Source organism: Planomonospora algeriensis, from assembly GCF_977012225.1.
The window spans coordinates 1-7,042 of sequence record NZ_CDRNDK010000339.1 but is presented as its reverse complement, the minus strand read 5'-3'; the positions used below and the strand labels follow the sequence as shown (position 1 = coordinate 7,042).

Annotated in this window: 6 protein-coding genes; 2 read left to right on the top strand and 4 right to left on the bottom strand. The window is 71.0% G+C overall.

The window, feature by feature from the left end:
- The first annotated feature begins 247 nt into the window (after positions 1-247).
- A complete protein-coding gene (locus ACWJ6R_RS26730) occupies positions 248-508 on the top strand; it encodes a GntR family transcriptional regulator (RefSeq protein ID WP_449064880.1) in 261 nt (86 codons plus the stop codon).
- A gap of 282 nt (positions 509-790) precedes the next feature.
- Here the strand turns inward: ACWJ6R_RS26730 and ACWJ6R_RS26725 are convergent, their stop codons facing one another.
- The 3 genes from ACWJ6R_RS26725 to ACWJ6R_RS26715 form a co-directional block, all read right to left on the bottom strand.
- The gene (locus ACWJ6R_RS26725) at positions 791-1,513 is read right to left on the bottom strand and encodes an HAD-IA family hydrolase (RefSeq protein WP_449064879.1); all 723 of its coding nucleotides are present in this window, start codon (positions 1,511-1,513) and stop codon (positions 791-793) included.
- A 53-nt stretch (positions 1,514-1,566) separates the two neighbouring features.
- Positions 1,567-1,686: a DLW-39 family protein gene (locus ACWJ6R_RS26720; RefSeq protein WP_211264163.1), complete on the bottom strand. Its 120-nt coding sequence runs from the start codon at positions 1,684-1,686 to the stop codon at positions 1,567-1,569.
- A 209-nt stretch (positions 1,687-1,895) separates the two neighbouring features.
- Complete coding sequence (locus ACWJ6R_RS26715; protein WP_449064878.1) at positions 1,896-2,180, bottom strand: GNAT family N-acetyltransferase; 285 nt, start codon at positions 2,178-2,180, stop codon at positions 1,896-1,898.
- A gap of 109 nt (positions 2,181-2,289) precedes the next feature.
- On the opposite strand from ACWJ6R_RS26715, the gene ACWJ6R_RS26710 reads away from it, so the two are divergent.
- Positions 2,290-3,273, top strand: a complete 984-nt coding sequence (locus ACWJ6R_RS26710; RefSeq protein WP_449064877.1) for an NAD(+)/NADH kinase — start codon at positions 2,290-2,292, stop codon at positions 3,271-3,273.
- A gap of 537 nt (positions 3,274-3,810) precedes the next feature.
- On the opposite strand, the gene ACWJ6R_RS26705 is transcribed toward ACWJ6R_RS26710, so the two are convergent.
- A complete protein-coding gene (locus tag ACWJ6R_RS26705; RefSeq protein WP_449064876.1) occupies positions 3,811-6,804 on the bottom strand; it encodes an ATP-binding protein in 2,994 nt (997 codons plus the stop codon).
- Positions 6,805-7,042: the final 238 nt, after the last annotated feature.

Genomic DNA, 7,042 nt, shown 5'->3' with positions numbered 1-7,042 from the left:
CCGGAACCCGGCCTATTCACGATGAACAGGAACAAAAGCTAACAAAACTCCCTCTAAGGTGTGGCATGGGTCAGGACCTCGATTCCTGATCAAGGGCCCGGTACGGCGTCGCGAGCGCCTGCCGGGCCTGCCTGTTCTGTAGGCATGGGGTCACGGACAGGATAGAGGTCATGTCTATGCATGTCTATGGGTGTCAGTGATGTAACCTTATATGAGAGGCGACCAGGTCACTACTACCGTTGTCATAGTGATCACCGAACTGGATCCGACTCGCCCGAAGTGGAAGCAGATCTACGAGATCGTCATGGACCGGATCGAGGACGGCACCTATCCGGTCAACGGCCTCATTTCCGAGGTCGCGCTTACCGAAGAGTTCGGGGTCGCGCGGGAGACCGTGCGAAAGGTCACGCGAAAGCTCCGGGAGGAAGGCCGGGTTCGCACCGAACACGGTATGGGCTCCTTCGTCAATTCGCCGCAGGACAGCGAGGAACGAGGCGAGACCGAGTAAGCCGTGTTCACGGTGAGGCTCCGGGGCGGAAGATGCCACCCGCCATCTCAACGCCCGACAGCACAGCCTCAGCGGTCTCCCATGACCTCGGGCTCCCTCTCGACCAGCGGATACGGCATCGCCTGGAGCACGGCAGCGGCCGGACAGGGTGAGCATCCGGTCAAGGATGCTGGAATCCCGGTTCCGGGCGAGTACTACGGGTCGGATACGTCCGGCCATGGAGTGGCGCTGCGCGCATGCCCGCCGTACGGCTCTCCGGTCACGAGGCCGGGGCCGGAACCGTCAGTGGACGGAGGAGGCGGGGGTGCGGTGCTCGGCCAGGTCGTCGCCGAGGACGAGGCCGGGGAAGTCGGCGATGGAGTCCAGGACGTGGGTGGCGCCGCCCTTGACGAGCCGCTCCCGGCTGTGGCTTCCGGTCAGGACGCCGGCGATCACCGAGGCGCCCGCCCGGCGACCGCAGAGCATGTCGCTCTCCGAGTCGCCCGCGACCGCGACCTCGCGGACGTCCTCGACGCCGAGGCGCAGCAGCGCGGTGAGCACCATGTCGGGCCTCGGACGCCCCCGGCCGCCGGTGTCCTCCGGGCTCAGCGCCAGGTCGATGCGGTCGGACCAGCTCAGCGCGGCCAGCACGCGGTCGAGGGTCGACCGGCTGAAGCCGGTGATGAGGCAGACCTTGACCCCGGCGCCCTGGAGCTTCTCCAACGCCTCCACGGTGCCCGGGACGGGAAGGAGTCCCGAACGGTCGATCGCGCCCTGGTAGGAACGTTCGAAGGTCAGGTTGGCCGCCTGCGCCTGGGCCTCGTCGTCGGGGAAGATGCCCCGGAAAACGTCGATCTTGGGGCAGCCCCGGGACCGGTGCACATGCACCATGGCACGTGCGTACGCGCCGGTCCCGGGCACGATGCCCTGTGTGGCGATCGCCTCGGCGAACGCCCGTTCGACCATGGCGACATCACCGATCGTGGTACCTGCCAGATCCAGACAGGCAAGCTTGATGGGTGCCATTACCCCAACCTTGCTCAGGACCGTGGGCACACCTCGATCGGCAGCCGCTTCGGTCAGTTCTCGCTGCCGGTCGCCTCGGTCCACAGATCGAGCTCGGCGCGGTCAGCCTGCACCTTACGCCAGACCAGCAGCCCCCCAAGGGCGACGAGCGCCAGAACGAGCAGCTTCTTCACGGTGTGACCCCACTTCTCGACGGTCTCACCTGCCGGGGTGAGACAACGCCCGGTTCCAAACGGTTCCTTGCAGCCTAGCAAGGAACGGGAGCCCGGCCAGGAAGGCGCTTAATCCCAGAGCGGCGAATCTGCGCGCACTGCGTGATTTTCATCACGATTCCATACGGTGGGCGGCCAGAGGATCACGATCCGCCACGAGCTCCACCTGGTCACGCGTCCTCGACCAACTCGGCGTAGGTGGGGTGCCGGTCGATCCAGTGCTTCACGAACGAGCAGCGGGGCCGTACCCGCGCCCCCTCGGCGCGCGCCGCGTCCAGGGCCGCGCGGGCGAGCGCGCCGCCCACGCCGCGGCCCTCGAACGCGGGATCCACCTCGGTGTGGGTGTAGACGATCACGCCGTCCCTCCGGGTGAACTCCAGCTGCCCCGCGTGCTCACCGTCCACCTTGGCCTCGAAGAGGTCCTGCTCCGGCACGAACGCGATGCTGACGGTCATCACAGTCTCCTCGGTCTCTCCTGATGTCGTGATCAGCCGGTTCCGCCCGGCTTTCATTCCCCGGCCGTCCGCCCCCATGCGACCCTCCGGGCGGTCGTACCGTGTCCCCATGGGCATGGTTGAGACAGTGGGACTCGTACTGCACCCGCGGCGCGACTCGAAGACGGCCATCGACACGATCATCGAATGGGCCCGCTCCCGGAACGTCACGGTGCTCGGGTCGCCCAGCGAGGTGGGGCGCATCGACTGCAGCGCGATCGCGGTCGACGGCGCCACCCTGGTCGACCGCGCCGACCTGCTCGTCAGCCTCGGCGGCGACGGGACGATGCTGCGCACCATGCGGCTCATCGCCGGACGGCCGACCCCCGTGCTCGGCGTGAACCTCGGGCGGCTCGGCTTCCTCGCCGAGATCGACGTGGACGAGCTGCCGGCCGCGCTGTCGGCCATCGACGGCAACCAGTACGCCGTCGAGTCCCGCATGGCCGTACGGACGACCCTGCCGGAAGGGGCGACGGTGACCGCGTTCAACGACATCGCCCTGGTGCGGACCCCCGGCCACGGACTGTCCGAGGTGGCGGTCTCCGTGCAGGGGCACCCCTTCGTGCGCTACGCCTCCGACGCCGTCATCGTGGCGACCTCCACCGGATCGACGGCCTACAGCTTCTCCGCCGGCGGCCCGATCGTCTCCCCGACCGTCGAGGGCTTCCTCGTCGTGCCCGCCGCGGCCCACTCGACGTTCAACCGCGCCATCGTGCTCTCCGCCGACGAGGAGGTCACCCTCGACGTCCTGCCCACGAGCGGGCGGCTGGCCGTGGAGGTGGACGGCGCGGTCGTCGGGCACCTGCCGCCGGGGCACCGGCTCACCGTCACCGCGCTGCGCGCCGCCGCCCGCGTCGTCCGGCTGGGGACGACGACCTTCTACGAGCGCGCCCGCCGCAAGCTCCGCGTCAGCGGCAGCGCCGAGGTCGACTGGGAACTGCCTGATCAGGGCCGCGCCGCGCCCCGGATCCCTCCTGACGCGGCACGGTCACGACGCCGCCGAACACCAAAGAAAATCTACGTCGGTCGATGTGGACATCCGTTATCAGCGTGATTAGCGTTTGTTGTGCACAGGGGAAAAACAGCCTATGCGGCAGATGTCGATGACCCTTGTGAGATGACCGTCGGCCGTGCGGGATCCGCCGCCGACGCGTCGGGCGGCCGCCGAGCCGCCTGTGAGAACGAAGTGATACCGGCACGGGGAAAGGAGAGTCGGACGCCATCAGGAGCACCCGCGGACCGGCTTCCGCCGCGCGGGCGCCGCGGTTCCGAATGAACGGAGGTGGTTTCCGGTCACGCCCAAGCGATTCCCGCACCCCGCCCCTTTCGATGAGGCGGCCGTGCGGACGAGGAAACCGACACGACAGTCGGAAGAATGGTGTTGAACTCTTGGGCCCCGGCGCTTCCAGGCACCGGGGCCCTGTCATGTGACCCGGCAGAAGCCCCGCCGCATGGCCCCTGCGGGGCCTTGGCGCCTGACCCGGTCAAGGCCCCGCGGCCCGGAACCTCACCACCCGGTACGGCCCGGCACCCCCGCTCCCCACCGATCGGTACGGCCCGGCGGCCCGGAACCTCACCGCCCGGTACGGTTTCAGCCCGTTTCCTCCTGGGGCGGCCCGGCAGGCAGGCGGAGGGTGAAGACCGTGCCCCCGCCCTCCCTCGGAGAGGCGGTGATGGTGCCCCCGTGCGCCTCGACGATCGCCCGGGTGACCGCCAGCCCCAGGCCGGTGCCCTTGATCCCGGACTCCACCGCGGTCGACGCCCGGAAGAACCGGCTGAACAACCGCGGATACTGCTCGGCGGGGATTCCTATGCCGGTGTCCGCGACCGTGACCGTGCCGCCCCGGCCCTCTCCGCGCTCCTCGCCCTCTCCACCGGAACGGGCGGTGACGGTGATCTCGCCCCCGTCCGGCGTGTACTTGACCGCGTTGGAGAGCAGGTTGTCCAGCACCTGACGCAACCGCACCGGATCGGCCCGCACCCACAGCCCTTCGGCCACCTCCGCCCGCACCTGCAGCCGCTTGGCGGTCACCGCCGGCCGGTGGTCGTCGACCGCCTGGCGTACCAGTCCGGCCAACGCCACCGGTTGCGGATCGAGCGCGATCCGCCCGGCGTCCAGCCGCGCCAGGTCCAGCAGATCGTCGACCAGCCGCTGCAGATGCGCGCTCTTGCGGTCGATCACGTCCGCGAAGGTGCGCTGCTCGGTGCTCAGCTCCGGATCGTCCAGCAGCAGCGAGGCATGACCGCGGATGGTGCCGATCGGCGAACGCAGTTCATGGCTGACCAGCGCCACCAGCTCGTCCTTCATCCGGTCCAGCTCCCGCAGGCGGCGCACCTGCTCCTGCTGGCGGGCCAGCAGGAGCTCGCGCTGCTCGGCCAGACGGTGACGCTCGGACACGTCGCTGGTGATGCCGTCGACCAGCAGCCGATGGTCTTCCCGGCGGGGCCGGGCCCGGATCCACACCCAGCGGGTCACCCCGTCCAGCCCGACGACGCGGCACTCCAGCTGGGCGGGCCGGGCATGGGTAATGGCGGTGTGGAAGGCGGCGAAGGAATCCCAGTCGTCGGAGTGGACCAGTTCGGCCATGACCGCGGCGGCGTCGGCGCCGGCGGGCAGCCTGCCGCCGAACACGAGGCTGCTGTCGGAGTCCAGATAGACCGGGTGGACCGTGCCGTCGGCGGCGACCTCGACCGTCCACACGTAGTCGTCGATCTGAGCGACGATGCGGTCCAGGTGGCGGCGGTCGGCATCCAGGGCCGAGGCCAGCTCGTGGGATCGACGGTGTTCCAGGTAGCGGCCCATGTGGGTGGAGATGCCGTCCAGCATGGCCGTCAGGTCCTCGTCGGCCTCCTGGACGGCGTCGGTGAAGAAGGTCAGCACGCCCAGCACGCGTCGGCCGCTGTGCACCGGCAGGCCCATCGCGGCGCGCAGCCCGACGCGCAGCGCGGCCGGTTTCCGGAGGAAGTCGAGCGGGTCGGCGGCCAGGTCGGGGATCCAGGTCCGGCGGGCGCTCGCCCACACCGTTCCGGCCAGACCGCCCCCGCGCGGGAACACGTCGGGTTCGTCGCGGATCAGCGCGTCGAGGTCCCGTCCGGGCCGGACCCACAGGCCCAGCCGCCGGATGACGGTCTCATCGGGGTCGACCTGCCAGTATTCGCCGCAGGTCCAGCCGAGCGTGCCGGCGACCGCGGCGGTGACGCCGGCGGCGGCCTGCCCGCTGGAGGCGGCTTCGACCAGCACCCGGGCCACCGCCTCCTGCGCCGTGCGCAGCAACTCGGCCCGGTACCGCTCGGTGATGTCGTGGATGGCGGTCACCGCACCCAGGCAGCGCCCGTCGTCGGCCTGGATCGGCCGGGCGTTGACCAGATAGCGGCGCAGATCCGTCTCACTCCCGGCCACCCGTGCCGTCACCTCGAAGCCGTCGACCCGCTCCCCGCGCAGCGCCCGCGCCAGCGGCACCTCCTCCGGTCGCAGCGGGATCCGCCCGTCGGAGTCGTACAACTCGTAGAGGGCGTTCCAATCGCCCTTCCTCATCTCCTCCGAGGAGGGCGCCTCGGCACCCGATCGCGAAGCCGGTTCGATCTCGCGCAGCGTCTGGTTGACCAGCACCACCGCCCCGTCGCTGTCGCAGGCGACCACCCCGACGTCCAGGCTGTCCATCAGCGCCGTCAGGAACCGCCGCTCCTGCTCCAGCCGGCGCCGGGTCGCCACCCGGTGGCCGATGTCGCGCAGGAACGCGTGGATGATCGGCTCCCCCCACTCGATGTGCACCTGCAGCGCCATCTCCACCGGAAGCTCCCGCCCGGTCCGATCGACCGCGGTCAGCTCGATCCGGTGTCCGGACCGGTACGGCGAGCCGGCCCGCCGTACCCGGTCCAGTTCCTCGCGCAACCACGTCCGGGAGCGCCGCGGGACGATCAGCTCGTCCACCGGCCGTCCCACGGCCTCACCCGCCGGCCGGCCGAACAGCCGCTCGGCGGCGGGATTCCACGCCGTCACGGTCCCGGCGGCGTCGATGGACACGAACGCGTCCTGCGCCCGTTCCAGGACCGTGCCCAGCCGTGCCGCCGCCAGCCGTGCCCGCCCCTCGTCCAGCCGCGCCGCGAGCTGCTCCTCCACCGAGCGGGCCACCTCCCCCGCCAGGCGCAGTCCGTGCGGATCCCACCGCCGGGGCCGTACGTCCAGCACGCACAGCACGCCCAGCGCCTCTCCGTCGGGTGCGCGCAGTGGGAAGGCGGCGCAGGCCCGCGGTTCCGCCCCGTCGACGGCGGGCAGACCGTCCAGCCGGGCATCGGCCCGTACGTCGGTCACGGCCAGCGGCGCGTCCGCGGCCAGGACCTGCCGGAACGGCGGGTACGGAGCCAGGTCCCGGCCCGTCCAGCACTCGGCGGGTCCCGTCGCGCCGAGGCACACCCGCCGGTCGCCGTCGGCCAGCACCACCAGGGCGGCGGGCGCCTCCAGCAGCCGCGCCGCCAGCCGGGCGGGCCTGCTCAGCGCGGGCGCACCAGGCGCGTCGAGCAGACCGGTGACCCGCAGCGCCTGCGACCACCGCGACTCCCGAACCGCATCCACCGTCCTGGCCACGCCATGTCCTCCGGATTCACCCTTACCCGGTGGATCCGGACCGTCACCATGCCGGGCCCCCGCGGAAGGCGGCGTCCGCGTCCCCGGCCGGCGCGCGGACGCCTCGCACGGTACGGCTCACCGGGCGGGGCGCCTTCCGGCCGCGGCGCCGGGCGGCGTGAATCAGTGGGCGGGGACCGTCTCGCCTGCGTTCCGCAGATGTGTGTCCGGCCTAGTGCACGGATCTGCAGGTTGAACT

What these genes read in the sequence shown, in the direction of transcription:
- ACWJ6R_RS26710 (WP_449064877.1), top strand. Translation starts at nt 2,290, where the DNA reads ATGGGCATGGTTGAGACAGTGGGACTCGTACTGCACCCGCGGCGCGAC.
- ACWJ6R_RS26715 (WP_449064878.1), bottom strand. Translation starts at nt 2,180, where the DNA reads ATGACCGTCAGCATCGCGTTCGTGCCGGAGCAGGACCTCTTCGAGGCC.
- ACWJ6R_RS26725 (WP_449064879.1), bottom strand. Translation starts at nt 1,513, where the DNA reads ATGGCACCCATCAAGCTTGCCTGTCTGGATCTGGCAGGTACCACGATC.